A 22,530-nucleotide genomic window follows, 5' to 3' on the forward strand; every position below is an offset into this window, starting at 1 on the left:
AAATAATAAAGCTGTACTTTTTTATTAGGGACAAGACATGGGAATAAAGATGCCTTACTGGTGGCTCTCGTGCTGCCTGATATCTGTACCCGCCATCGCGGCAAACCCGGCGGCAACCATCAATACCGGACAACTCCGCGAAACGCAGGAACTCCCCTCACTGAATGGCCGCGTCGCCCCGGTGGCAGGCAAAGCCGCTCCCGGTTCACTACAGCTTGGCGAAGCCGTTAATCGCGCCGTCACCTGGCATCCGGCAATCGCTGAAGCCGTGGGCAAACTTTACGAGCAGAACGAAGAGGTCGACGTCGCCAAATCGAAATACTATCCGCAGATTAACGCCGGCATGGACAACGGGTATTCCCACGACGGCGATCAGAACGGCTTTACGCCGTCGCTGGTGCTCTCTCTTTCGCAAATGCTCTACGACTTCGGCAAAGTGGCCAGCCAGGTGCGGGCCGAAAACGCCGGAGTCGCCCAGCAGCAGGCCAACGTGCTGGTCAGCATCGACACCATCGCTCACGATACCGCCATCGCCATGGTGCAGGTGCAAACTCTGCAGCAGATGGTCGACACCGCCAAAGAGCAGCTCGACGCCCTCTCCTCAATCGGCAAGCTGACCCGCCTGCGTAACGACGAAGGGGCCACCTCGCTCTCTGACGTGGTGCAGACCGACGCGCGCATTGAAGGGGCACGCGCCCAGCTGATGCAGTATCAGGCCAGCCTCGACAGCGCCCGCGCCACGCTGATGAGCTTTCTCGGCTGGAACAGCCTGAACGATATCAGCAATGATTTTCCACAGAAGCTGGCCCGCAGCTGCGATATCGCCGAGCCGGACGATCGCCTGGTGCCTGCGGTCCTCGCCGCCTGGGCACAGGCGAACGTCGCGCAGGCTAACCTCGACTACGCCGACGCGCAGATGACGCCAACCGTCTCGCTGGAGCCGGAGGTTCGTCATTACCTGAACGATCGCTACGCGGGTAACGAAACGCGGGATCGCACCCAGTATTCCGCCTGGGTGAAAGTCCAGATGCCGCTCTATCAGGGCGGCGGGCTCACCGCCCGACGTAACGCCGCCGGACACGCGGTGGAGGCGGCGCAGTCGACCATTCAGCGTACGCGCCTCGATGTGCGCCAGAAGCTGCTGGAGGCCCGCAGTCAGGTGATGAGCCTGCAAAGCACGCTGCAAATTCAGGGCCGCCAGGAGGCGCTCAGCGCCCGCACCCGCGAGCTCTATCAGCAACAGTATCTCGATCTCGGCTCGCGCCCCCTGCTGGACGTGCTTAACGCCGAGCAGGAGGTCTATCAGGCACGCTTTACCCAGCAGCAGACCCTCGGTCAGCTGCACCAGCTGCAGCTCAACTGCCTCTATAACACCGGGCAACTGCGTCATGCGTTCGATCTTGATAACCGCACCATCCAGACCGTGGAGATCCAGCCATGAAGCAACGCGACATCCCTCAGGGGGAAACGATGACGGATGAGGCGCTGGCGCAGTGGGCGCAGGCGTTTGGCTTTGTTGCCACGCGCTACCGCGTCGCCTGTTCGCCCGGCGCGCTGATCGCAGGCGCACCGTGGCTGAAAGGCAAACCGATGGTGCCCGCGCTGACTCAGCTTGCCCGTGAAGCCGGGCTAACGTTCCAGCTGCTAACGGCCGATCAGCAGTCGATCAACAGCTGGCGTCTGCCGGTGGTGGTGGCGCTGAGCGACGGAAAAATCGGCGTGATCGAGAATTTCGACGGTGAGGACACGCTTGAGGTCAGCTTTTTCGACGACAAGACGTACACCAACCGCCTGTCGATGAGCGCGATGTTACCCGCCATCCGCCACGTTATCGCCCTGCGTCCGCTGGCGGCGCTGAAGGACAGCCGCGTGGACGCCTACATCTCAAAATACCGCCCGGACTGGCTCTACCGGCTGGTGATGCGCGACCTGCGCCCCTACAGTTGGGTGATGCTGGCGGCGCTGTTCATCAACGTGCTCTCCCTCTCCGGCATTGTCTTTTCCATGCAGGTGTATGACCGGGTGATCCCCGCCCAGTCCTACCCGACGCTCTACGTGCTGACCATCGGAGTGCTGATCGCCACCCTGTTTGGCTTTGTGCTGCGCGTCGCGCGCGGGCACATTATGGATCTGCTGGGCAAGCGATCGGATCTGCGCGTCTCGGATCGCGTGTTTGGTCACGCCCTGCGGCTGCGCCACAGCGCCATTCCGCGCTCCACCGGCAGCTTTATCTCCCAGCTGCGCGAGCTGGAGCAGATCCGCGAGATGGTCACCTCCTCCACCATCTCGACGATTGTCGATCTGCCCTTCTTCTTCCTGTTTGTGGTAGTGCTGGCGATCATCGCGCCGCAGCTGGCGTGGATCGCCCCGGTGGCGGCTGTGATCATGGTCCTGCCCGGCCTGCTGCTGCAAAAGAAGCTGGCGGAGCTGGCGAAGCAGTCGGCCCATGAATCGACCCTGCGCAACGCGGTGCTGGTGGAGAGCGTGCAGGGGCTGGAGGACATCAAGCTGATGCAGGCGGAGAACCGCTTTTTGCAGCAGTGGAACAGCTATATCCAGATTACCGCGGAATCCGGGCTGCGCACCCGCGAGCTGACGCAGAACCTGATCAGCTGGGGAATGACCGTCCAGAGCCTGGTCTACGCCGCCGTGATCGTGGTCGGCGCGCCGATGGTGATCGACGGCACCTTAACCACCGGTTCGGTGGTGGCCGCCTCAATGCTGGCCTCGCGGATGATCGCGCCGATGGCGACGCTGTGTGGGGTGCTGGCACGCTGGCAGCAGGTAAAGGCCGCCAAAGAGGGGCTGGACAGCATTATGCAGCTGCCGACCGAGAACCAGCGCGAAGAGACGCCGATCCGCCAGGACGTGCTGCGCGGACACTATCTCTTCGAGCAGGCGCAGTTCCGCTACCACCCGGAAGATCCGCGCATGGCGCTGCGCATTAACCGCCTGGAGATCAGGCCGGGCGAGAAAGTCGCGATCCTCGGGCGCAACGGCGCGGGCAAATCCACCCTGCTGCAGGCGATGGCGGGCGGAATGGATCTGGCGGGCGGCGAACTGCGGCTCGACAACCTCAGCCTGCCGCATCTCGACGTGGCGGACGTGCGGCGCAACGTCGGCTTTATGACCCAGAACGCGCGGCTGTTTTACGGCACCCTGCGCGAGAACATCACCCTCGGCATGCCGCGCGCCACCGACGAAGAGATTTTCGAGGTGCTGGAGATGTGCGGTGCGGCCAGCTTTGTGCTGAAGCTGCCGAAGGGGCTGGACTACCCGATTATGGAGAACGGCGTGGGGCTGTCCGGCGGGCAGCGGCAGTCGATTCTGCTGGCGCGGATGCTGCTGCGCGATCCGAATATCGTGCTGATGGACGAGCCGACCGCCTCCCTTGATGAGCACACCGAGCGGGAATTTATCCAGCGCCTGGGAGCATGGCTCGGCAACCGGACGCTGGTCGTCGCCACCCACCGCGTGCCGGTGCTGGAGCTGGTGGAGCGCGTGGTCGTGCTGAAAGATGGGATGCTGGTCATGGACGCGCCAAAGGCACAGGCGCTGAATAACAGCCGCATGCAGCAACAGCAGCAGGCAGCAACCGGACGGGAGTGGAAAAATGAAAATCAGTCAGCGTGACGTGGCCGCGATGGACGATCTGGACAATGCGCTCGACTCCGAAAGCGGCTATTCCGGCGCGCGGCGGATCGTGATCTTCTCGCTGCTGATGTTTGTGGCGCTGGGCGTCTGGGCGTGGTTTGGGATGCTGGATGAAGTCTCAACGGGAACCGGAAAAGTGATCCCCAGCTCGCGCGAGCAGGTGTTGCAGTCGCTGGATGGGGGGATCCTCACCGAGCTGAACGTTCACGAGGGCGATCAGGTGCAGGCCGGACAGGTGCTGGCGCGGCTGGATCCGACGCGTTCCGAATCGAACGTCGGCGAAAGCGCGGCGCGCTACCGTGCGTCGCTGGCCTCCAGCGCCCGTCTGTACGCCGAGGTAAACGATCTGCCGCTGAAGTTCCCGCCTTCGCTGGAGAAATGGACCGAACTGACCGCCGCCGAAACGCGGCTCTACAACTCGCGCCGCGCGCAGCTGGAGGACACGCAGCGTGAACTGCGTTCAGCGTTAGATCTCGCAAACAAAGAGCTGGCGATCACCCAGCGGCTGGTAAAAACCGGCGCCGCCAGCCACGTGGAAGTGCTGCGCCTGCAGCGGCAGAAAAGCGACCTGGAGCTGAAGCTCACCGACGTGCGTTCCCAGTATTACGTTCAGGCGCGCGAGGCGTTATCCAAGGCCAACGCGGAGGTGGATATGGTCTCGGCGATCCTGAAAGGCCGCGAGGATTCCGTCACCCGCCTGACGGTAAAATCCCCGGTGCGCGGGATCGTGAAAAACATTAAAGTCACCACCATCGGCGGGGTGATCCCGCCCAACGGCGAGCTGATGGAGATTGTGCCGGTAGACGATCACCTGCTGATTGAAACCCGGCTCTCGCCGCGCGATATCGCCTTTATCCACCCGAACCAGGAAGCGCTGGTGAAGATCACCGCCTACGATTACGCCATCTACGGCGGGCTGCACGGGGTGGTGGAGACCATTTCGCCGGACACCATCCAGGACGAGGCCAAGCCGGAGGTGTTCTATTACCGCGTATTTATCCGCACCAGCCAGGATTACCTGGTGAATAAGGCGGGTAGGCACTTCTCAATCGTGCCGGGGATGATTGCGACGGTGGACATTAAGACCGGGGAGAAAACGGTGCTGGATTATCTGATCAAGCCGTTTAATCGGGCGAAAGAGGCGCTGAGGGAGCGGTGATGAAACGCCTTACATCATTTTCTGAAGCCGCCTCGCAGGATTCAACTTCTTCTGGGTAGCCTGCTTTTTATTAGGGTTAATCGGGCGTATGTTCCTTCCACGCCAGCAAAATCTGGCGTCGGGATTGGCATCCCGGTTAAACTTAATGGCGGCGTGAGCTCTTGTTGCGCCGTGCGTCTGGCTACATTTCAATGGTGGGCTGGACGGGGGCGTCGCAAGACGCGCCGGTGTCCATTAAGGCCGGTAATGCCAACTCCGTTCAGTCCTGCCACCCGGGAAATTGGCATTTCTCTGGCAGGGTCTTAATCACTTAATGGAAACTGTCATATGACCACCAGTAACGCACTTTTCACGACCCCCTTCGGCCACAATACCGACTTCACTGAACTTGCCGACAACTGCCAACGCTATTGCGAAGCATTGGTGGAAGAGACCGATCCTGCAAGAAAAATAGCGCTCTGCGGTCGTCTTGCATCGACCCTCGCCCTGCTTCGCCCGATGCTGCTGGAGCCGCTCCCTGAGCACTTACAGGAACGTCTTACCGTCAATGTGTTCCCCGAATGTGGACCTGCATTCAACGCTGAATCCGATCAGCTCTGTCGCTACTGCGAGGAAATTACGCAACTGTTGATGGGGGGCACGCTCGCCCCTGAATCCGCTCGTGTGATGGGAGATTTACTCTTTGAACTGACGGGATATTTTGCTGACCAGCTAAAAGCCCCGCGCTGGCTGAGAACAGAGGCTGGCGTCGCGTTGCTGGGTTGACATGGTTTTCTCCCTCTCCCTGTGGGAGAGGGTCGGGGTGAGGGCATCAAACCGCACTCATTTTATATTTATAAACAGGACGTTAATTATGAATAACCAGGAAAAACTACGCATCTCAACCACACCAGGCGAAGTATTGAATTCTGGCTGAATCTGCAGCAAAACGCAGAAAACCAAGGAGCGAGAATCAAGCACCTCTAACATAATCATCCCCCCAATCTGCTAAAGTAGCCCAAACTCATTTTTCAGGAAGAAATCATGCGCCAACGAACCATTGTCTGCCCCATCATCCAGAACGACGGTGCCTATCTGCTGTGCAAAATGGCCAACGATCGCGGCGTGTTCCCCGGCCAGTGGGCTCTCTCCGGCGGCGGAATGGAGCCGGGCGAAACCATGGAACAGGCGTTGCGCCGTGAGATCCGCGAAGAGCTGGGCGAAGCGCTGGAGATCGCTTCGATCACGCCATGGGCTTTTCGCGATGACATCAGAGTGAAAACCTACGCCGATGGCACCACTGAGGAGATTTACATGATCTATTTGATCTTCGACTGCATCAGTGCCAACCGGGCAGTCACGTTTAATGAAGAGTTTCAGGAGATCGCCTGGGTTAATCCGGAATCGTTAAAAGAGCTTGATCTCAACGAAGCCACGCGCATTACCTTCGCCCAAAAGGGCCTTCTTTAATTGCCCACTGCCCCGGCGTTTTACCGGTCCATGCTCTGAAAACCTCAATAAATGCGCTGACGCTGCTGTAGCCGCATGACAGCGCAATCCATCCCACCGGCTTCCCCGCCGCCAGCCACTCCATTGCCTGCATGACGCGCGCCAGCTGCCGCCAGTTGACAAAGTTCATTCCCGTCTGGGCGCTAAACCGACGGTTAAACGTACGTACGCTCATCCCGGCATGGCTGGCATGACTCTCGACCGTCTGATTATCATCGACAAACTGCAGCAAGCGGCTGACCACGTTCTTCAGACGCGGATCCGTCGGCACGGGCAGAGAAAAGTGAACCTGGGGCGTCATGGCAAGCTCATCCAGCAGTAAAGTCAGCTTTCGCGGATCGTACTCGCTCCCTGCACCACATACACGGGAAAACAGTGCATGGGTGAGATCGTCCGGCTCGAACAGCGCGGGAGCATCGGGAAGCATTGCACAGCAAGCAGGGTCAAGATAGATAGCGCAGCCTTCAATCGCGCTTTCAGAGAAGGCGGCGTGCTGTTGGCCCGGCGGGATCCAGCCGATATGTTGTGCCGGCACGACCGAGCGCGCCTGCTGCGTCTCAATGACCAGCAGCCCCGTTGCAATGCGCCACAACTGGCCGGAGCCATGGCTGTGCCACGGCGTTCGGTACCCGCCGGGATGAAGGAGCGCTTCAATACTGATCATACCATTTTGACCGAAAATCGTTATTCATCGACGTATTACAGAAACTGCGTCTTCAGCTGTCAAGGATAATGTTGATTCAACCACTTAAGGAGCCTGCATGAGCATTATCACATCCCTGGTAGCCCACCCTGACAACACCGCGCAGCGCAAGGAAATGGCTAGCCTGTTAACCAACTTATTCAAAGGCGATGTCGATCCGGCAGAGCTTTTTACGCCCGATTACCAGCAATTTACGGATGGTCACGCGCTTGATTATCAGGGTTTTGTGCAGCACCTGAACCACGTTCGATCGCAGATCCGCGAGATAGCATTCAGGGTAGAGGAGTTCGCCTGTCACGATGGTCTTTTGGCAGACCGGCACTGGGTTACCGTGACGTATCCGGATGGTCGGCAGGCAGAGATTGAGGTGTATATGTTTGCCGCACTGCGAGAAGGAAAAATTTGTCGTATCCATGAGGTCACGCTGGTGATTGGCGCAGAGGCATCAGACCGCGCACTCGCCCACGCCACGCAATAAGCTCACCCTAAACGCGAACGGCGCATAACAGCCTCTGCCGTTATGCGCCTCCTCTTACAGCGAGATCTTCAGGCGTCGAACCGCTTCTTTCAGCTGCTCATCCGTTGGGGTGACGAATGACATACGCAGCGTTGTCTGGTCCGGTTCGTTGCAGTAGAAGAACTCACCCGGTACAAAAACCACACCGTTGCTCAAGGTTTTTTCCAGCCATTTCGTCGTATTCATGCCGTTGTTCATTTTCGCCCACAGGAACATGCCGCCTTTAGGCTTGTGGAACGACATCACATCGCCCAGCTCGGCTTCCAGTTCCGTTGCAAACGTCTGGTATTTCTGGCGATAGGCCTCGCGGATCATTTTAATCTGGTTCGCCAGACGCCCGGTTTTCAGGTACTCGTAGGTCATCAGCTGCGACAGCGTGCTGGTGTGCAGATCGGTGGTTTGCTTCAGGTTCACCACCGCGCGCTTCAGCCACTCCGGTACCAGCACCCAGCCCACGCGGGTGCCCGGCGCGAGGATTTTGGAGAAGGTAGAGGTGTACACCACGTTATCTTCATTGCCGATATCTTTCGCATGGGCAATCAGCGGGCGGAAAACGTCGTCGGTGTAATTAATTTCGCTGTACGGATCGTCTTCGATAATCACGAAATCATAGCGCTTCGAGAGTTCCACCAGCTGTTTGCGACGCGCTTCAGAAAGCGTTACGCCTCCAGGGTTACCAAAAGTTGGAACGATATAAACCGCCTTGATGGTTTTCTTTGCCACCAGTGCTTCAAGCTCATCGACCTTCATGCCGTCGCCGTCGGTACCGACGGATTCAAAACTGGCCTGCGCCAGGCCAAAGACCTGCAGCGCGGCGAGATAGGTTGGACGTTCAACGACAACCGTATCGCCAGGATTGATCAATGCACGCGCCAGCACGTCCAGAGATTGTTGAGAGCCGGAAGTAATGACCACGTCATCGGCCTTACAGGCGATGCCGCGCCCTTCGCAGATGCGTTTAATTTCTTCGCGCAGCCCCGGTACGCCTTCCGTCAGGCCATACTGGAACGCCTCGCCAAAATTCTGCGACAACACGGCATCGGCGGCGATTTTAAGCCCTTCGCGATCGAAGAGGTCCGGGTTGGGAATACCGCCGCCCAGCGAAATCACGCCCGCCATTTTGCTATGTTTTAATAATTCACGGATGGCGGATGATTGCAGGCCCTGCGCGCTGCTGGCGAGTTTGTTTGCAGACATTCTTTGATCACCTTCTTTTTTTATATTGTGCCCAATCTTAGCAGAATATGAGCAATAAATTCCGTTAGCTTAGGGAGGGGGCGTAAATCCTGACGCCACAGTAAATGCACCGGCCTCGGCGCGGGCGTGAACGGCTCCAGCACCCGTATCAGCCTGCCGCTTGCCAGCTCTTCCGCCACCAGCACCTCCGGTTGCAGCAGCAGCCCCGCCCCGGCTCGCGCCGCCATGCGTAACCCGTAGCCGTCGTTACACCGTAAGACGGCATCCCGCTTCCAGCGCACCTCCCCTTCCACGCCCGGCAGCCGCCACTCGTTGCGCGCGGTCCACACCGTGTGCGACAGACAAAGATGATCCACCAGATCGGCAGGCGTCTGCGGCGTGCCGTGATGCGCTAAATAGTCCGGCGCGGCACAGATCACCATGTTGTAGGGGCACAGGTATTTCGCCACCAGATCGTCATTGCGGATGTCGCCAATGCGGATGGCCAGATCGCCCCCCTCCTCTACCAGATCGACCATTCGATTGGTGAGATCCAGTTCGATGCGCACCTCCGGGTAGCGCTGCAAAAATGTGGCGGTCAAAGGCGCGACAACGCAGCCGCCAAACGACGTGGGTGCCGTGACGCGCAGGGTTCCGGCGGGTGTGGCGCGCAGCCGCTCAACCGCGCTTTCGGCAATCGAGACCTGCTCCAGCACCCGCCTGGCCTCTTCGAAATAAACGCGTCCGGCGTCGGTCAGACTCTGGCGACGGGTATTGCGCTCCAGCAGCCGCGTACCAAGCTGCGATTCCAGCAGCGCAATATACTTTCCCACCATGACCGCCGACATCTCCAGCCGGGACGCCGCGCCGGTAAAACTGCCGCTTTCCACTACCGCAATGAACGTCTCCATCCCGCGAAGCTTATCCATATTCCGAACCTCTGGTTAGTAATCATCTAACTTTAGCCCAGTTTATCTGACTTTTTATTTATTAAAGAATGAAGGCTCACAACATAAGGAGTCTGCTATGAAAATCGTCATTATTGGTGCCAGCGGTACTGTCGGGCGTGCCGTAACCGAAGAATTAAGCCGTCGTCACGAGGTCATCCGCGTCGGTCGCACGCAGGGCGACTATCAGGTGGATATCACCTCGCAGGCGAGCGTCCAGGCACTGTTTGAGAAAATCGGCCCGGTGGATGCGATTGTCTCCGCCAGCGGTGGTCTCTACTTCGGCCCCCTCGCGACCATGAAAGACAGCGACTTCAACCAGGGCCTGCAGGATAAGCTACTGGGGCAGGTGCGTCTGGCGCTGACCGGCCAGCATTATTTGAACGAAGGCGGCTCGATTACGCTGATAAGCGGGATTGTGGCGCACGAGCCGATTGCGCAGGGCGTGAATGCCACCACGGTGAACGCGGCGCTGGAAGGGTTTGTCCGCGCCGCAGCCTGCGAACTGCCGCGCGGGATCCGCATCAACCTGATTAGCCCAACGGTACTGACGGAGTCAGCCGAAGCGTATGACGGGTTCTTCCCCGGCTTTGAAAGCGTTCCCGCCGCGACCGTGGCGCAGGCCTACCGCCGCAGCGTGGAAGGGGTGCAGAGCGGGCGGGTGTATAAAGTCGGTTATTGATCCTTACGGGCGGCGATCAGCACCAGCATCGGGCGCTCCGCCTCTTCGGCCAATGCAGGCCAGGCGTCAATCTGCGCCTGCGTTGGCCCCCACTCATTAACTTCGCTTATCGTTAACCCCGCTTTGATCAGTGCGTTAAGCGTGGTGCCCAGCGTGCGGTGGTATTTAATCACCCCGTCCGCCAGCCAGTTGCTGACGCGCTGGCTCTCGTCCTGATAGCGGTTCACCCCCCAGAACCGCTCGCCGCGGTCGTCGGTCAGCCAGCCCTGACGGGTAGCGCAGGTGTATATCGGGTGCTCCATCGAAAAGACCAGGCTACCGCCGGGTTTGAGCGCGCGCTGAACGTTGGCGAATAGCGTGTCCAGCTCCGGCAGGTAGTGCAGCGCCAGCGAGCTGTAGACCAGATCGAGGCTATTCGCTTTCAGCGACAGAGATTCCAGATCGCTACGCTGATAGTGAATCCGGTTGTCATCAGTCAGTTCAGCCGCGCGGGCGAGCATTTTTTCTGAAATATCAACACCCGTGACGTCAGACGCGCCCAGCTCGCGTGCTGCGCGACAGAACCATCCGTAGCCGCAGCCGAGATCGACAACCGATTTACCGGTTAAATCTGGCAGCATTGCCTTGAGCGCGGGCCACTCCGGCGCGCCGTCCAGGCCCTGAACCGAGCGCGGAAGCTGGGCATAGCCTTCAAAAAATGCCGGGTTGTCGTAGATGTTTTGTGCCATGGCAGATCCCTCTTTAAGAATGTGACTCCCAGTATAAAGCTTTGCCTGCGGCCTGATGCCCTCACCCCAACCCTCTCCCACAGGGAGAGGGAGAAATGCACGTCAACCCACCGTGCCCCAGACCAGATCCCCCTTGTGGAACGTCGCGGTGCGCGGCGAAATGCGCGCCACCGCTTCAGCGGAGCAGGAGGCATCCACCAGCACAAAGCTGGCGTCGTCCTGCGATTTTGGCCACACCCGTTCGCCTTTGTCGTTCAGCGGCAGCACGTCGCCGGTGGCGATACCGAGCGCGCGGGAGAGCGTCTGCTCGTTCGGGCGAATGTAGAGCTGGGCGTAGAGATTCGCCTTCTCCAGCATGTCACCCAGGCCGTACGGCGACCAGTGGTCGATTACGCTGTCGGTGCCCGTCATCACGAACACACCCTTGTCGCGCAGCTGCTTCAGCGGCATGTGCAGGGTGCCAATCGGCACGGTGGAGGCGATGGTCACCTGCTGCGCTGCCATGCGGGTGGCAATCTCATCCACCTGCTGCTCGTTGAGCATCGCCAGCGCGAAGGCGTGGCTGATGGTCAGCTTGCCCTTCAGCTCCGGCGTTTTCTCCACGGTTTCCACCATATAGTTCACCGCCGCCACGCCCGCCGGGCTGGTTTCATGCAGGTGAATATCCACCCCTTTGTCGTAGTCCAGCGCAATCTGGAACATCAGATCGAGGGATTTCTCCATGGCACCGTCAACGTTCGTCGGGTCCAGCCCACCCACGTAGTGCGCCCCGGCCTGCATCGCCTCGCGCATCAGTTTTTCAGAGTTGGAGAGCAGCAGGCCGTGCTGCGGGAAGGCGACGATTTCGCAGTCAAAGCCGGGTTTACGGCGCGATAAGACCGCCTGTAAATTTTCCAGATTTTTCAGGCCGGAGACCGGCTCAATGTTGCAGTGACTGCGGGCGATAGTGGAGCCTTTCGACTGGATAAGGTCGATAAGCGCCTCCGCGCGTTCCTGGGTATAGGGCTGCAGTTCCGGCAGCAGCTTTTGCTCAAGGCGGATCATGTCCTGAATCGTGGTGCCTGCAGGGCGGTTCAGGGAGCGCCACGGGCCGCCGTAGAAGGTTTTATCCAGGTGAATGTGCATGTCGCGCATTGCCGGAAGCATCAGCTTTTTACCCGCATCGTAGCGCGGCAGGGTCGCGTCGGCGTGGCTGCCGTTGTCGCGCAGGGCGACAATCTTCCCGTCTTTGATCTCCAGCGTTTTCAGCTCGGTGCGGGTGCTCGTCGCCACGCTGCCGTCGAAATTAAACCCGGCTTCGAGCAGCACGTTGTCCAGATAGTAATGCTTCGCGGTGATGTTCATCGGCTTGCCCGTCTCGCAGGTTGGTTTTGCAGAGTCGGCAGCATACGCGACGGAGCCGGTTGCGCCAAACAGCGCGCAGGCGGTGACCATTTTGCCGCTCTGGCTGATAAACTCGCGGCGGCTTTTGTTTTCACTCATCTTATCTTCCTTCATTAACGATATGGGTGCCGGTTTCTCCGCGAAGCGCCGCGGGCAGGCGGTCCGGCGAGGTGATGATCACCCGCCTGCCGCCGTGGCTTAAAAATTCCAGCGAGGCGACGATTTTGGGTAGCATGCTGCCCGCCGGGAAGTGGCCTTCTTCCATATAACGCGTCATCTGCTCCACGTTTACAGCGTCCAGCGCCTGCTGGTTCGGCTTGCCGAAGTTGACGCACACTTTCTCGACGCCGGTGGTGATCACCAGCACGTCGGCGCGGATCTCGCGGGCCAGCAGCGCGGTGGAGAGATCTTTATCAATCACCGCGTCGACGCTCTGATAATCGCCCTGCTCACTGCGAACAACGGGGATCCCCCCGCCGCCAGCGCCGATCACCACAAAGCCTTTTTGCGTCAGCGTCTTGATAGCGTCGGCCTCAACAATGCGCAGCGGCTGTGGAGAGGCCACCACGCGACGATAGCCCCGGCCCGAATCCTCAACAAAGTGCCATTCCGGGTGCGCCTGCTGCAGCTCGTCGCGCTGCGCCTCGCTGAAGAACGCGCCGATCGGTTTCGTCGGGTGCGTAAAGCCGGGATCGTTTTTATCCACCTCCACCTGGGTGACGACCGTGACCGCCTTTTGCTCCCCGCGCGCGGCCAGGCGGTTGTTAAGCGCCTGCTGGATCAGGTATCCAATGCCGCCCTGGGTGTCCGCTACGCAGTTTGCCAGCGGCGTCAGGGGAAGCCCCTCCCGCTCGTGGGCAATCTCAGCGCGGCGCAGATCCAGCCCCACCTGGGGGCCGTTACCGTGGGTAAGCACGATGTCATAGTCGGAGGCCAGCATTTCGAGCACGGAGTCTGCCACCGCTTTAACCGCCTGCGCCTGATGTTCAACCGACTGGCTGGCGTTGTCTTTGATAATGCTGTTGCCGCCAATGGCGACGACCATAAGCTCTTTCATTTTGTTTCCTTTAGAAGGTGCGTTCTGGTGCCCTCACCCCGGCCCTCTCCCACAGGGAGAGGGGGATTAACAGAGATATCCAGCACATGCTTCACCACAAACATGCCGCCCATCATCAGGTAGGCCGTGACGAACATCAGCGAACTGCCTTCGGCAAAGCCCACGACCGGAGCGTGGATCACCCCGAACAGCGCCAGCAACGCCCCACCCGCCGCAGCCACGGCACCGCGCAGCGGTTTGTTAATGATGGCGAAAATGGCGATACAGCCCCACAGCATGCTGGCGAGCGGCGCGCCGTTGCCGAGATGCACCAGGCCCTCGTAGTAAATCCCCTTGCTGTGCAGCACATCGGTGCCGATTTTCGCCGCGCTGGTGCCTGCCGCACCCATCACGCTGTTCATCATGGTCAGCGCCCAGTTGGCGATCCACGGGAACAGACAGATAAAGATCACCGGCACCTCCACTTTGGGCGTTTCCCTCACCACCTGGTTGGCGGTGACGACGCCGATAAACACCAGAATCGGCACGATGGCGGTCATCGGAATGATGGCGAGCATAAACGCCCCCAGTCCGAACAGAGGTACGATGAACATGGTCACCCCGGAGGCGAGCGTGTAGCCGATGCTGGCGCCCATCGCTTTCCAGCCAGGGTGGCCGACATAGACCGTCACCGGGAACGGGTTGCCCATCAGGCAGCCGAGCATCGACGCCAGGCCGTTCGCCAGCATCACCTTGCGGGTAGGGTATTCATCCCCCGCCGCATGGGCGCTTTCGATGTTCTCCAGGTCAAAGATATAGTTCGCCAGCCCCAGCGGCACGGCGGATGCAAGATACGGCAGCGCGTGCGGCAGCCCCTGCATAAAGCTGTCCACGTGCACCTCCGGCGGGTTAAAGCCGAAGGAGGACATGGACGCTTTGATCGCTTCCGGGCTTTGCAGGCCGGAGATCCACGCTAATGCCGTACCGGCAATCAGCAACAGCAGACCTGTCGGGATTTTGGCGAAAATCGGCTTTTTACCGAACCAGTTGATGAAGATCAGCAGCAGAACGATGAACGACACGGTAGGCGCTTCGAACGCCTGCAGCATCGGGTTCATCGCCAGCAGCAGCAGTCCCAGTCCGGACAGGCACGACAGCAGCACGGTGCGCGGGATCATCTTGCGGATGGTCTCCCCAAGGAACGAGCCGCCCGCGAGGATCATCGCTTCCACGAAGCACCACACCAGGCCGATCTGGATTGCGAAATCTGCATCGCCCGTTTGCTGATAAACCGGCATCAGTACGAGGAAGGTGACGGTAAAAATCGACGGCGCGCTCGGGCCAGACGGCAGCGCTGTGACGTCCGTACGCCCGGTGGCGCGCGCCATCTGCAGGCCAAACCAGGCGTAGCAAATACTCGCCACCAGCACCGCCAGCCCGAAGGCCGGCGCGATGCGTCCATAAACAATCTCCTTCGGGATGCCGACGACAAAAATGAGCAACCCCATCATGGTCAGCAAATTGGTCAGGTTGTTGGTCATCAACCCGAAATAAGCCGCCCAGTCACCTCTTTTCCACTCCAGTTTCATGTTTTTCATGGATGCTTGCCTTATAAAAAGTAGCGATCGCGGAAGGTCAACAGCGCCTTTTCAAAACAGCTAAACGGCGGGTGAACGATGCCCGCCCCAATCATGCCGATGCCCGCGTCCTTATGGGCAATGGCGGTATTAATGACCGGCAAAATGCCGCTGCCCGCGACTCTGGTGATGTCGATGGCGGTCGGGATACCCATAAACGAGAGCAGCGGAATGGTGACGTTCGGGTTTTCGCCGAGGGTGATCTCGCGCATCTGGCGGGAGAAGTCGATGGCTTCCTCCACCGTGCCGCCCACCAGCGCAACGATGGCCGGGGCCGTCGCCATCGCAAAGCCGCCGATGCCGTAGGTTTCGGTGATGGCGCTGTCGCCGATGTCCAGCCCGGAGTCTTCCGGCTTATAGCCCGCAAACATCGGGCCAATCACCTGCTGCGCCGGGCCGGTGAACCACTGCCCCGGCAGGCCGGAGACGCGCAGGCCGAACTCGTAGCCGTTGCGCGCCATGGTGGTGACGACGGTGCTGTACTCAATGCCGTGGGCGGCGTCCAGCGCGGCTTTACACATCGCCATCCACGTTGGGCCGGAGAAGTAGTCGCTGCTGGCGACAAACTCGAACACCTCGCGCTGCTGCTCCACCGGATAGCCCGCCTGAATCAGCCCCGGGGTCAGCGCCTGGATCAGCAGCGTAGTGCCCGCGTTGTTGCGGTTGTGGCACTCGTCGCCCATATGCAGCGCCTGGGCCAGCATCAGGCGCAGGTCGATTTCGCCGACGATCTTCATCGCGTCGCGCAGCATCGGGCCGAGCACGTCGCGCATCCAGTTCAGACGGTCAATCACGCTCTGGTCGTTGGCGCCCATGCGCAGGATCTTCGCCATCTGCTCGCTGAGGTTGGTGAACGCGCGGTTGCCGTAGGTTTTGTTCTCAACGATGTGCATAAACATTGATGCGGAGGTGACGCCCGCCATCGAGCCCACGCAGTCGTGCTCGTGGCACGGCGAGAAGGTGATGTCGCCTGAAGCGGCGAGCCTTGCGGCATCCTCCAGATCCGTCGCCAGCCCTTCAAACACCAGCGCCCCGGTGACTGCGCCCTTCATCGCCCCGCACATGTTTTCCCATGCGACAGGCGGACCGGCGTGCAGAATGGTGGTGCGGGTCATGCCCGGCACAACGTTAATGGCCTGCCCGAAACCCACCAGCACCGGATGGGACTGAATAATGCGCTCAAGAGCGATTTTATTCGCGGCGGCGATCTTCTCCGCCAGCGGTTTTTCCGCCAGCTGGTCGAGCGCCTCCACCACCTGCATATTGCCCTGCCCCGGCGGCGTCCAGTCCAGTTGAGCGACGGGGACGTGCTGTTTTTTGAGATCGTTGCTGAACATCGCAATGCCGACGTTGATGACGTTCAGCGGCTGGTTGAATAAGGTCGTCATTATGCTTTCTCCCCTTTGCAGACAAATTCGCGAGCCAATAATCCGGTATTGGTGCTGCTGCTGGCCCAGATGACGCCTGCATCGGTCAGCAGCTGGCACTGCTGCGCCAGCGACTGCGGATCCTGGTCGGTGCCGAGCACGTAGCCGAGGATCTCCAGCGGACGGTTATCGGCCTTCGCGATCGACTGCGCCTCCTTGATGGCGTCGATCATCACGCCGACCGGATCCTCGTGCGCGCCAAAGCCGAGCACGAAGTCCATTACGATGACGCCCACCTCCGGATCGCGCGCCTCCTGCAGCAGGCGGCTGATGCGGTTGGTCGGGTCGATCATCGGGTGCGGCTTGCCGTTGGTGAAATCGTCGTCGCCAAAGTCGAGGAAGGTGTGGGCCTGGCTGACGCTGATGTCTTTCAGGCGCTTAGCCGGATCCGGCTGGATGTTGCTATAAACGTCGTCGAATTTCGCAAGCGCCGCAAACATCGCCTCATCGCACAGGGTGCCGCCGCAGAACAGGCCGCGAATGTATTTCTGCTGCGGGGTCAGACGGGCGCGCACCTCTTCAATCAGCGGCCAGTTGAGCGGGTGTAAATCCAGGGACTCTTTTTTAATGCCGGTGAGCAGTACCGCCTTCAGCGCCGCCTCTTTGGTGCCGCGGGCAAACTGCAGGCCGTCTTCATCGGCGGGCGGTTCGCTGCGGCCAAGGAAGCACACGATGACAGGCTTGCGGCATGCCCGCGCGCGCGCCAGCACTTTCTCCGCCACCGCAGGTGCGGGCGGCTTGGAGATGAGCGCAATGACCCGGGTGCCCTCGTCGGCTTCGAGCATGTCGATGGCGTCGAGCATCATCAGGCCGCCGATTTTCTCGCTGAGATCGCGCCCGCCGGTGCCGATCAGCTGCGACACGCCGCCGCCGAATTCATGAATGCGCACACTCAGCTCCTGGCTACCGGTACCGGAGGCACCGACGATGCCAATCGGCCCGCGGCGTACCGCGTTGGCGAAGCACAGCCCCGCGCCGTTGATAATGGCGGTGCCGCAGTCCGGCCCCATCATCAGCAGCCCTTTCTGATGCGCCAGCTGCTTCAGCGCCAGCTCGTCGTCGAGGGATACGTTATCGGAAAAGAGCATGACGTTAAGATCGTTTTCCAGCGCCTGGCGCGCTTCGCGGGCGGCGAAGGTGCCGTTAACGGAAATCACCGCAAGGTTGCTGTCCGGGCGATGGGTTTTGGCGCTGGCAATCGTCGCGTAGCGTGCTTCATGGGTGCCTCCGCTCTCTTTACGCGTGAATAACGCCTCAATAGCGGCCAGGGTTTCATCATTCGCCGCGGCGCCTTTAATCACGATCATCAGGTCGCCGTTTTTGGCGTCGGCTAATTCCGGCGTTAACAGCCCGAGGTTTTTTAATACGCCTTTGTTCATTTCCGTCGCCATGGCCACAAACGCCTGCTCGACGCCCGGTAATTTATTGGCGTTGGTGGAAACGGACATCAGTGAAACCGAATCAAAATACGTGTTCTTTTTTATAACGATTTTGGTTGGCATTGTTTTCTCCTGAATACGGATAAAAGGGGGCCGCCGTCGTGCAGAATGCACGTCGGTAAAAATGCTTTTTTGAATTAACGGCCAGCCTGAAGTGGCCGGCCGAATGCGTTATGCGCCTGCCGCCAGCAGCAGGTCGGCTATTGCATCAAAGCCTTTTTCCCGCGCCAGTTCGAGCGGGGTTTTGCCGTATTTATCGGTCATGTGCGGGTTCGCGCCGTGATCCAGCAGCAGCTTCACAATCTCCTGCTGCTTTGCGCCGCCGTCGTTCAACACAATGGCTTCCAGCAGCGGCGTCCAGCCGACAAAATTGGTGTGGTTGACGTTAATATCGGTTTTTGCCAGCAGCTCGCGCACGATTTCAACGTGGCCTTTTTCACTGGCAGGGGTAATGCCCACGCCGCCGAAGCGCGTCAGGCGGTCAAGATCCGGATTCGCCGGAAGGACAATGCGCAGCAGGGTTAAATCATTGGTCAGGCAGCTTATCAGGAAGGGGTTAAAACAGGTCTGATCCTGTTTATCAATATCCGCGCCGGCAGCAATTAAATATTCCACACAGGCGTAATGCTTTTTCAGGCTGGCAATAATAATAGCGGTTCTTTTCTGGCGGTTGGTGGCGTTAATATCCACGCCGTTATCCAGGCAGGCTTTTAGCGCGTCGATGTTGCCCTCTTCTGCCGCCAGCAGAAATTCCGTAACGAGTGCGTTTGCAGACATATTCAGTCTCCCAATGTTTCACTTTTGATGACCTGAGAATAGCAACAGCCTGGTCACAAAAGAATCCGCTTAAAAATGATTTATCGACACGCAATTCATTATTGAGTTAAATTCAACAGTCAGGCTAAAACGTGCGTCTGTGCAACCTTTTTCTTATGGCTTACCGCTTTTTATCGCCTCAGACAGCATTATCCTTATGGCTGTAAAAGCCTTGCATGACGCGGCTCCGCATAAATAGTCAGAACTGTGACCCACTTCAAATGTGATGTAACGGCGCTGTTAAAATATGTTCAAAACTGATGGCTGAGGATGCTGTGATATGAATTCCATCTTTACCGAAGAGAATCTGCTGGCCTTCACCACCGCGGCACGCTTCGGCAGCTTCAGCAAAGCCGCCGCCGAGCTGGGCGTGACGACCTCCGCCATCAGCTACACCATCAAACGCATGGAGACCGGGCTGGACGTGGTGCTGTTTGTGCGCAATACGCGCAGCATCGAGCTGACCGAATCCGGGTTTTACTTTTACCGTAAGGCCACTGACCTGCTGAACGATTTTCACGCCATCAAGCGCGGGATAGATACCATCTCTCAGGGCATTGAGGCGCGGGTGCGTATCTGCATTAATCAGCTCTTGTATACGCCGCGCCATACCGCGCAGCTGCTGCAGGTGCTGAAAAAGCAGTTTCCCACCTGTCAGATCACCGTCACCACCGAGGTGTACAACGGCGTCTGGGATTCCATCATCAACAACCAGGCCAACATCGCCATCGGCGCACCGGACACCCTGCTGGACGGAGGCGGGATTGATTACACCGAAATTGGCGCCATCCGCTGGGTGTTTGCCATCGCGCCGGAACATCCCCTCGCCTTTGTTCCCGAACCAATAGCGGAGAGCCAGCTGCGTCTGTATCCCAACATCATGGTGGAAGATACCGCGCATACCATCAACAAAAAGGTCGGCTGGCTGCTGCACGGCCAGGAGGCGATTCTGGTGCCGGATTTCAACACCAAGTGCCAGTGTCAGATTCTGGGGGAAGGGATTGGCTTTTTGCCGGAATACATGGCAAGAGAGGCGGTGGAAGATGGGCTGCTCATCACGCGGCGCATTAATAACCCGCGTCAGGATTCGCGCATGCTGCTCGCCACGCAGCATGCAGCGACCGGCCAGGTGACGCGCTGGATCAAACAGCAGTTTGGCCCGGAGGGCGTATTGACCGGCATCTACAGTGACTTACTGTGGCGCACTTAGTTTTTCGTTTGTACCCAAAACGCGTGGATAAGACCCGGGAAGTAGCCCAGAAGGGTCAGAAGGATGTTCAGAATAAACGCCCAGCCCAGTCCCTTGCCAAGCAGCACGCCCAGCGGCGGGAGAATAATCGTAAAAACAACGCGCCAAAAACCCATAATCACTCCGTGCAAGCTAACCAATTGAAAATTAAAAAGAGACACTCTCTAAGCATAGCCAGTTTACGGGTTACCGCCATTCGTCTCTCGCGCTTTTACCTGCCTTTACCCTCTTTACACTGGCTTAAGCCCTTCCTTAAATGTTCTACTACTCAGAAATTGACCGTAAGGAAACACCATGTCTCTTTCTCTTATTTCGCCTCAGCAGGCAAACGCGCTTGTTAAAGAAGGCGCAAAACTGGTTGATATTCGCGATCCCGACGAGTATGCCCGCGAGCATATTCTGGCAGCGCACTCCATACCGCTGGATTCTTTACCCGGCGGGCTTAATGCATCCCCTGGTGAAACGGTGATTTTTCACTGTCAGTCCGGGGCACGGACATCAAACAATGCTGCGCGACTTGCGCAGGCAGCGTCTCCGGCTCAGGCCTTCGTGGTTGAGGGGGGCATTCAGGGCTGGAAGCAGGCCGGGCTGCTGACCGTTGAAGATAAATCCCAGCCGCTTCCGCTGATGCGGCAGGTACAAATTGCCGCCGGACTGCTGATCCTCTGCGGCGTGGTGCTGGGCTATAGCGTCTCCAGCGGCTTTTTCCTGCTGAGCGGTTTTGTCGGCGCCGGGCTGCTTTTCGCCGGTGTGACGGGCTTTTGCGGCATGGCGCGGCTGCTGAAGATAATGCCGTGGAACCGTCGTACCCCATAAGCAGTAATCAATGAATTACGCTGTACCCGGTGCCGGACGTGGACTAAGGTGAAGATCGCTAAAACGATGAGGAGGTTATATGTTTTCTGTCGGTGATTATGTGCAACCGCTTAAAGGCGGCCCGAAACTGAAGGTGCTCGAAGTGAACGGTGAAAGCGTTGTAGCGGTACAGGCCAGCAATGAACAAGGTGAAAAATATACGCTGAAAGCGGCCGAGCTGGCGCCGTATACCGAGGAAGGTGATTTCGGCGTCTGCTGAACAGACAACCGGGCGGCATGTTCCGCCCGGTCCACGTATTAGATCAGAAAATCATCCAGTGATTTACCCTCTGCCAGCGCGCTGGCAATAGGCTTCGGCGTGCGGCCCTGGCCGGTCCACGTTTTCTCTTCACCGTTCTGGTCAATAAAGCGATATTTCGCTTCACGCGGTTTACGCTTTTTAGCCGGTTTACCCGCCTGCGCCAGTTCTGAACCCAGCAGATCGGAGGGGGAAATACCATCGGCTTTCATCAGCTCAAGCAGGGCATTAATTTTTTCCTGCTGCTCGGCACGCTGCTGCTCTAATTCTGCCAGCTCGCTGCGTTTCTCTTCAGTAACGACCCTGACCTTTTCCAGCATTTCCTCAAGAACGTCCAGGGATAATTCACGCGCCATCGCGCGCAGGGTTCGGATATTATTAAGATTCTGTAACGTCAAAGACATATTATTTGAAAACCTTTTCTTTGGGGTAAATAGATAAATCGCCGACAGAATAATTCATTTGAGTTGAAATATCTACCCAAAGGACCGTATGGGCATAATTGTAAATATAACTAAATCACGCTGTTAATATTAGAACAGGATGCAGTCAGGGCAGAGGCGAATCTAATCACTGCATCCATATAAATGGTCAACTTTAATCCGAATCACAGCATATTGCGCCGCTACCATAACGGTGATGTTCACCCGCGCCAGAAGTAAAGCTAACTCATTGATTGAATTATAAAAATTATCAAACGAGATAGATTATAACGAACAGAGTAAAAATCACACAATTTTAGAGAATTTTGTGGACAAAAGGTGATTAAATAAAAATTAATCACTAGTTGTTAGTTCAAAGTCAGAGATATACTCTATACACCTCAAGCAAACCAACCTAAAGCACTAACCGCTGCAGGAAAATCGTTTCCACCATGTTCTTCTCAAGGAGTTCAGACATGTTCTCGCCGCAATCTCGCCTGCGCCACGCGGTGGCGGATACTTTCGCGATGGTTGTTTACTGTTCCGTCGTGAACATGCTGATCGAAATATTCCTCTCCGGAATGACCTTCGAGCAGTCACTTTCTTCTCGCCTGGTGGCGATCCCGGTCAATATTATTATCGCATGGCCTTACGGGCTATACCGCGATGCCGTCATGCGCTTCTCGCGTCGTATCAGCCCGGCGGGCTGGATGAAAAACCTTGCCGACGTACTGGCGTACGTCACGTTCCAGTCTCCGGTCTACGTGGCTATTTTGCTGACGGTGGGCGCGGACTGGCACCAGATCGCCGCAGCGGTCAGTTCGAATATCGTGGTATCAATGCTGATGGGTGCGGTATACGGCTATTTTCTCGACTACTGCCGCCGTCTGTTCAAAGTCAGCCAGTACAGCCAGGTAAAAGCGTAATGTGAAGCGACTGGCGAATGCCAGTCG

The 22,530-nt window shown here is 58.3% G+C and carries 23 protein-coding genes; 11 read left to right on the top strand and 12 right to left on the bottom strand.

Features of this window, described 5'->3' with window-relative positions; translation table 11 throughout:
- The first annotated feature begins 37 nt into the window (after positions 1-37).
- From AB8818_RS10170 to nudI, 5 genes are all read left to right on the top strand, one after another.
- A complete protein-coding gene (locus tag AB8818_RS10170) occupies positions 38-1,441 on the top strand; it encodes a TolC family outer membrane protein (protein ID WP_126326363.1) in 1,404 nt (467 codons plus the stop codon).
- A complete protein-coding gene (locus AB8818_RS10175) occupies positions 1,438-3,633 on the top strand; it encodes a type I secretion system permease/ATPase (RefSeq protein ID WP_116343805.1) in 2,196 nt (731 codons plus the stop codon). The genes AB8818_RS10170 and AB8818_RS10175 overlap by 4 nt, the downstream gene beginning before the upstream one ends.
- 10 nt (positions 3,634-3,643) lie before the next feature.
- On the top strand, positions 3,644-4,813 hold the full coding sequence (locus tag AB8818_RS10180; RefSeq protein WP_116343831.1) for an HlyD family efflux transporter periplasmic adaptor subunit: 1,170 nt from the start codon (positions 3,644-3,646) through the stop codon (positions 4,811-4,813).
- Between the two features lie 327 nt (positions 4,814-5,140).
- Entirely contained in the window at positions 5,141-5,578 is a 438-nt protein-coding gene (locus AB8818_RS10185) for a hypothetical protein (protein WP_192984428.1), read from the top strand.
- Between the two features lie 258 nt (positions 5,579-5,836).
- A complete protein-coding gene (gene nudI / locus AB8818_RS10190) occupies positions 5,837-6,262 on the top strand; it encodes a nucleoside triphosphatase NudI (RefSeq protein WP_116343807.1) in 426 nt (141 codons plus the stop codon).
- Here nudI and AB8818_RS10195 read toward each other — a convergent pair.
- Entirely contained in the window at positions 6,234-6,965 is a 732-nt protein-coding gene (locus AB8818_RS10195) for a helix-turn-helix domain-containing protein (protein ID WP_192984425.1), read from the bottom strand. The genes nudI and AB8818_RS10195 overlap by 29 nt on opposite strands.
- A gap of 97 nt (positions 6,966-7,062) precedes the next feature.
- Between AB8818_RS10195 and AB8818_RS10200 the strand changes: the two genes are divergently transcribed.
- The gene (locus AB8818_RS10200) at positions 7,063-7,482 is read left to right on the top strand and encodes a nuclear transport factor 2 family protein (protein WP_116343809.1); all 420 of its coding nucleotides are present in this window, start codon (positions 7,063-7,065) and stop codon (positions 7,480-7,482) included.
- Positions 7,483-7,536: 54 nt separating this feature from the next.
- Here AB8818_RS10200 and AB8818_RS10205 read toward each other — a convergent pair whose 3' ends face one another.
- A complete protein-coding gene (locus AB8818_RS10205; RefSeq protein ID WP_116343810.1) occupies positions 7,537-8,718 on the bottom strand; it encodes a PLP-dependent aminotransferase family protein in 1,182 nt (393 codons plus the stop codon).
- 20 nt (positions 8,719-8,738) lie between these two features.
- Positions 8,739-9,626, bottom strand: a complete 888-nt coding sequence (locus AB8818_RS10210) for a LysR family transcriptional regulator (RefSeq protein WP_192984422.1) — start codon at positions 9,624-9,626, stop codon at positions 8,739-8,741.
- A 97-nt stretch (positions 9,627-9,723) separates the two neighbouring features.
- Here AB8818_RS10210 and AB8818_RS10215 point away from each other — a divergent pair, with 97 nt between their 5' ends.
- A complete protein-coding gene (locus AB8818_RS10215) occupies positions 9,724-10,326 on the top strand; it encodes a short chain dehydrogenase (RefSeq protein ID WP_163330128.1) in 603 nt (200 codons plus the stop codon).
- Here the strand turns inward: AB8818_RS10215 and AB8818_RS10220 are convergent.
- From AB8818_RS10220 to AB8818_RS10250, 7 genes are all read right to left on the bottom strand, one after another.
- Complete coding sequence (locus AB8818_RS10220) at positions 10,320-11,054, bottom strand: bifunctional 2-polyprenyl-6-hydroxyphenol methylase/3-demethylubiquinol 3-O-methyltransferase UbiG (protein WP_192984418.1); 735 nt, start codon at positions 11,052-11,054, stop codon at positions 10,320-10,322. The genes AB8818_RS10215 and AB8818_RS10220 overlap by 7 nt on opposite strands.
- A 102-nt stretch (positions 11,055-11,156) precedes the next feature.
- Positions 11,157-12,536 (bottom strand): amidohydrolase family protein, encoded by a 1,380-nt coding sequence (locus AB8818_RS10225; RefSeq protein WP_192984416.1) that lies wholly within the window; start codon positions 12,534-12,536, stop codon positions 11,157-11,159.
- Position 12,537: 1 nt separating this feature from the next.
- Entirely contained in the window at positions 12,538-13,494 is a 957-nt protein-coding gene (locus AB8818_RS10230) for a carbamate kinase family protein (protein ID WP_192984413.1), read from the bottom strand.
- Complete coding sequence (locus AB8818_RS10235; RefSeq protein ID WP_116343816.1) at positions 13,491-15,071, bottom strand: xanthine permease; 1,581 nt, start codon at positions 15,069-15,071, stop codon at positions 13,491-13,493. The genes AB8818_RS10230 and AB8818_RS10235 overlap by 4 nt, the downstream gene beginning before the upstream one ends.
- An 11-nt stretch (positions 15,072-15,082) precedes the next feature.
- Entirely contained in the window at positions 15,083-16,498 is a 1,416-nt protein-coding gene (locus AB8818_RS10240) for a DUF1116 domain-containing protein (RefSeq protein WP_192984410.1), read from the bottom strand.
- Entirely contained in the window at positions 16,498-18,039 is a 1,542-nt protein-coding gene (gene fdrA / locus AB8818_RS10245) for an acyl-CoA synthetase FdrA (protein WP_192984407.1), read from the bottom strand. The genes AB8818_RS10240 and fdrA overlap by 1 nt, the downstream gene beginning before the upstream one ends.
- Positions 18,040-18,147: 108 nt before the next feature.
- Positions 18,148-18,753: an ankyrin repeat domain-containing protein gene (locus AB8818_RS10250; protein WP_166712155.1), complete on the bottom strand. Its 606-nt coding sequence runs from the start codon at positions 18,751-18,753 to the stop codon at positions 18,148-18,150.
- A 319-nt stretch (positions 18,754-19,072) separates the two neighbouring features.
- Between AB8818_RS10250 and AB8818_RS10255 the strand changes: the two genes are divergently transcribed.
- Complete coding sequence (locus AB8818_RS10255; protein WP_192984404.1) at positions 19,073-20,002, top strand: LysR substrate-binding domain-containing protein; 930 nt, start codon at positions 19,073-19,075, stop codon at positions 20,000-20,002.
- Here AB8818_RS10255 and AB8818_RS10260 read toward each other — a convergent pair.
- Positions 19,999-20,157, bottom strand: a complete 159-nt coding sequence (locus tag AB8818_RS10260) for a YqaE/Pmp3 family membrane protein (RefSeq protein WP_116343819.1) — start codon at positions 20,155-20,157, stop codon at positions 19,999-20,001. The genes AB8818_RS10255 and AB8818_RS10260 overlap by 4 nt on opposite strands.
- A 178-nt stretch (positions 20,158-20,335) precedes the next feature.
- Between AB8818_RS10260 and AB8818_RS10265 the strand changes: the two genes are divergently transcribed.
- Both AB8818_RS10265 and AB8818_RS10270 read left to right on the top strand, forming a co-directional pair.
- Positions 20,336-20,857: a rhodanese family protein gene (locus AB8818_RS10265; protein WP_192984401.1), complete on the top strand. Its 522-nt coding sequence runs from the start codon at positions 20,336-20,338 to the stop codon at positions 20,855-20,857.
- 79 nt (positions 20,858-20,936) lie between these two features.
- On the top strand, positions 20,937-21,116 hold the full coding sequence (locus AB8818_RS10270) for a hypothetical protein (RefSeq protein WP_116343821.1): 180 nt from the start codon (positions 20,937-20,939) through the stop codon (positions 21,114-21,116).
- Between the two features lie 38 nt (positions 21,117-21,154).
- Here AB8818_RS10270 and stpA read toward each other — a convergent pair whose 3' ends face one another.
- Complete coding sequence (gene stpA, locus AB8818_RS10275) at positions 21,155-21,559, bottom strand: DNA-binding protein StpA (protein ID WP_116343822.1); 405 nt, start codon at positions 21,557-21,559, stop codon at positions 21,155-21,157.
- Between the two features lie 494 nt (positions 21,560-22,053).
- Here stpA and alaE point away from each other — a divergent pair, with 494 nt between their 5' ends.
- Positions 22,054-22,503: an L-alanine exporter AlaE gene (gene alaE, locus AB8818_RS10280; RefSeq protein WP_116343823.1), complete on the top strand. Its 450-nt coding sequence runs from the start codon at positions 22,054-22,056 to the stop codon at positions 22,501-22,503.
- The last annotated feature ends 27 nt before the right edge of the window (positions 22,504-22,530 follow it).

Origin of the sequence: Enterobacter sp. KB-280D8 (genome assembly GCF_041399405.1) — a bacterium.
GTDB lineage: Bacteria > Pseudomonadota > Gammaproteobacteria > Enterobacterales > Enterobacteriaceae > Enterobacter > Enterobacter cloacae_N.

What these genes read in the sequence shown, in the direction of transcription:
- AB8818_RS10170 (WP_126326363.1), top strand. Translation starts at nt 38, where the DNA reads ATGGGAATAAAGATGCCTTACTGGTGGCTCTCGTGCTGCCTGATATCT.
- AB8818_RS10175 (WP_116343805.1), top strand. Translation starts at nt 1,438, where the DNA reads ATGAAGCAACGCGACATCCCTCAGGGGGAAACGATGACGGATGAGGCG.
- AB8818_RS10180 (WP_116343831.1), top strand. Translation starts at nt 3,644, where the DNA reads ATGGACGATCTGGACAATGCGCTCGACTCCGAAAGCGGCTATTCCGGC.
- AB8818_RS10185 (WP_192984428.1), top strand. Translation starts at nt 5,141, where the DNA reads ATGACCACCAGTAACGCACTTTTCACGACCCCCTTCGGCCACAATACC.
- nudI (WP_116343807.1), top strand. Translation starts at nt 5,837, where the DNA reads ATGCGCCAACGAACCATTGTCTGCCCCATCATCCAGAACGACGGTGCC.
- AB8818_RS10195 (WP_192984425.1), bottom strand. Translation starts at nt 6,965, where the DNA reads ATGATCAGTATTGAAGCGCTCCTTCATCCCGGCGGGTACCGAACGCCG.
- AB8818_RS10200 (WP_116343809.1), top strand. Translation starts at nt 7,063, where the DNA reads ATGAGCATTATCACATCCCTGGTAGCCCACCCTGACAACACCGCGCAG.
- AB8818_RS10205 (WP_116343810.1), bottom strand. Translation starts at nt 8,718, where the DNA reads ATGTCTGCAAACAAACTCGCCAGCAGCGCGCAGGGCCTGCAATCATCC.
- AB8818_RS10210 (WP_192984422.1), bottom strand. Translation starts at nt 9,626, where the DNA reads ATGGATAAGCTTCGCGGGATGGAGACGTTCATTGCGGTAGTGGAAAGC.
- AB8818_RS10215 (WP_163330128.1), top strand. Translation starts at nt 9,724, where the DNA reads ATGAAAATCGTCATTATTGGTGCCAGCGGTACTGTCGGGCGTGCCGTA.
- AB8818_RS10220 (WP_192984418.1), bottom strand. Translation starts at nt 11,054, where the DNA reads ATGGCACAAAACATCTACGACAACCCGGCATTTTTTGAAGGCTATGCC.
- AB8818_RS10225 (WP_192984416.1), bottom strand. Translation starts at nt 12,536, where the DNA reads ATGAGTGAAAACAAAAGCCGCCGCGAGTTTATCAGCCAGAGCGGCAAA.
- AB8818_RS10230 (WP_192984413.1), bottom strand. Translation starts at nt 13,494, where the DNA reads ATGAAAGAGCTTATGGTCGTCGCCATTGGCGGCAACAGCATTATCAAA.
- AB8818_RS10235 (WP_116343816.1), bottom strand. Translation starts at nt 15,071, where the DNA reads ATGAAAAACATGAAACTGGAGTGGAAAAGAGGTGACTGGGCGGCTTAT.
- AB8818_RS10240 (WP_192984410.1), bottom strand. Translation starts at nt 16,498, where the DNA reads ATGACGACCTTATTCAACCAGCCGCTGAACGTCATCAACGTCGGCATT.
- fdrA (WP_192984407.1), bottom strand. Translation starts at nt 18,039, where the DNA reads ATGCCAACCAAAATCGTTATAAAAAAGAACACGTATTTTGATTCGGTT.
- AB8818_RS10250 (WP_166712155.1), bottom strand. Translation starts at nt 18,753, where the DNA reads ATGTCTGCAAACGCACTCGTTACGGAATTTCTGCTGGCGGCAGAAGAG.
- AB8818_RS10255 (WP_192984404.1), top strand. Translation starts at nt 19,073, where the DNA reads ATGAATTCCATCTTTACCGAAGAGAATCTGCTGGCCTTCACCACCGCG.
- AB8818_RS10260 (WP_116343819.1), bottom strand. Translation starts at nt 20,157, where the DNA reads ATGGGTTTTTGGCGCGTTGTTTTTACGATTATTCTCCCGCCGCTGGGC.
- AB8818_RS10265 (WP_192984401.1), top strand. Translation starts at nt 20,336, where the DNA reads ATGTCTCTTTCTCTTATTTCGCCTCAGCAGGCAAACGCGCTTGTTAAA.
- AB8818_RS10270 (WP_116343821.1), top strand. Translation starts at nt 20,937, where the DNA reads ATGTTTTCTGTCGGTGATTATGTGCAACCGCTTAAAGGCGGCCCGAAA.
- stpA (WP_116343822.1), bottom strand. Translation starts at nt 21,559, where the DNA reads ATGTCTTTGACGTTACAGAATCTTAATAATATCCGAACCCTGCGCGCG.
- alaE (WP_116343823.1), top strand. Translation starts at nt 22,054, where the DNA reads ATGTTCTCGCCGCAATCTCGCCTGCGCCACGCGGTGGCGGATACTTTC.